At 40.0% G+C, this 1,907-nt stretch carries 1 protein-coding gene; it reads right to left on the bottom strand.

Going from position 1 to position 1,907, the window contains the following annotated elements; genetic code table 11:
• Position 1: 1 nt before the first annotated feature.
• Positions 2-1,907 (bottom strand): transketolase (gene tkt / locus NK213_RS19860; RefSeq protein ID WP_253352556.1); only part of this gene is annotated, 1,906 nt, incomplete at its 5' end.

The following is a 1,907-nucleotide window of genomic DNA, read 5'->3' as shown; positions in this document are numbered from 1 at the left end:
ATTATCCCTTTATCTTATTAACAATCTTTTCTACTGTAAATCCATACTCTTCTATTACTTTTCCTGCAGGCGCTGATGCTCCAAATGTATCTATTCCTATTGCAAGTCCATCCATTCCTACATATTTATGCCATCCAAATGTCGATCCCATTTCCAGTGATACTCTGTTTCTTATCCCTTTCGGAAGAATACTTTCCTTATACTCACAGCTCTGTCTTTCAAACAGTTCCATACTAGGCATACTTACTACCCTTACTGATTCTCCTGCTTTTTCCAGTTCCTTTGCTGCTCCCACTGCCAGTGATACTTCTGATCCTGTTGCTATTATTATTCTTCCAAAGTCTTTATTTGTCTCATAAGATACATAAGCTCCCTTTGCTACTTCTTCCATTGATGAGCCTGCTGTTACATCAAGGTTCTGTCTGCTTAATACAAGTAATGTAGGTGTCTTTTTACTTTCTACAGCCACTTTCCATGCTCCCTGTGTCTCCTTGCTGTCCGCCGGTCTTATTACATTTATATTCGGTATTGCTCTTAATCCTGCAAGCTGTTCTATCGGCTCATGTGTCGGTCCGTCTTCTCCTACTGCTATACTGTCATGTGTCAGTACATAAGTTACTGGTAATCCCATTAATGCCGATAATCTTATTGCTGCTTTTACATAGTCACTAAATACAAAGAATGTCCCTCCAAATGTCTTTAATCCTCCATGCAGAACCATCCCGTTCATTATTGCTCCCATTGCAAATTCTCTTACTCCAAACTGGATATTTCTGTTTTCTCTATGTTCTGCATCAAACAGTCCTTCTCCTTTTATCATTGTCATATTCGAATGTGCTAAATCTGCTGATCCTCCTATGAAGTTCGGTATTGAAGATGCTATTGCATTTATTGCATCATTTGATGCATTTCTTGTTGCCTGTGAATGTCCTGTTTCATATGCCGGAAATTCTATCTTCATATTATCAAATAATGTTCCTGCTGATATTTCTTCTATTTCTTTTCCAAGTTCAGGATATTTTTCCTTATACTTTCCTACAAGGGCTTTCCATTCTTCTGATTTTGCAGTCCCTCTGTCTGCTACTGACTTCTTATAGTCGTCATATACTTCTGCTGGTACTTCAAACGGCTCATAGCTCCATTTTAGATATTCTCTTAATCCTTTAGTTTCATCTGCCCCTAAAGGTGCTCCGTGTGAGCTGTTCTTTCCTGCCTTTGTAGGTGCTCCGTATCCTATCACTGTTTTTATCTCTATTAATGTTGGTTTTGCTGTATCTTTTTTCGCTTTTTTTATTGCTGCGTCTATTGCTCCAAGATCATTGCCGTCTTTTACTGTAAGAACCTGCCATCCGTAAGCTTCATATCTCTTAGCCACATCTTCAGTAAATGTTTCTCTTGTTTCTCCGTCAAGACATATATCATTAGAATCATAAAGCACTACCAGTTTCCCCAGCTTCTGAACCCCTGCAAACGAACTTGCCTCTCCGCTCACACCTTCCATAAGGTCTCCGTCTCCGCATACTACATATGTAAAGTGATCTATTATGTTCATATCTTCTTTATTATATTTCTTTGCAAGATGTGTTTCTGCAAGTGCCATTCCCACAGCTGTTGCAATTCCCTGTCCAAGAGGACCTGTTGTCGTGTCCACTCCTTTTGTGTGTCCAAACTCAGGATGTCCCGGTGTCTTTGATCCCCATTGTCTGAAATTCTTTATGTCGTCCATTGACACATCAAAACCGCTTAAATGTAATAATGAATATATTAACATCGACCCGTGTCCCGCTGAAAGTACGAATCTGTCTCTGTTCAGCCATTCAGGTTCTTTCGGGTTTACATTAAGATGTTCGCTCCAAAGTGTGTAAGCCATAGGTGCCGCACCTAACACTATACCCGGGTGTCCTGAC

This window comes from Sebaldella sp. S0638 (assembly GCF_024158605.1).
GTDB lineage: Bacteria > Fusobacteriota > Fusobacteriia > Fusobacteriales > Leptotrichiaceae > Sebaldella.
The sequence above is the reverse complement of the archived record's forward strand: the minus strand, read 5'-3'. Positions and strand labels throughout refer to the sequence as shown.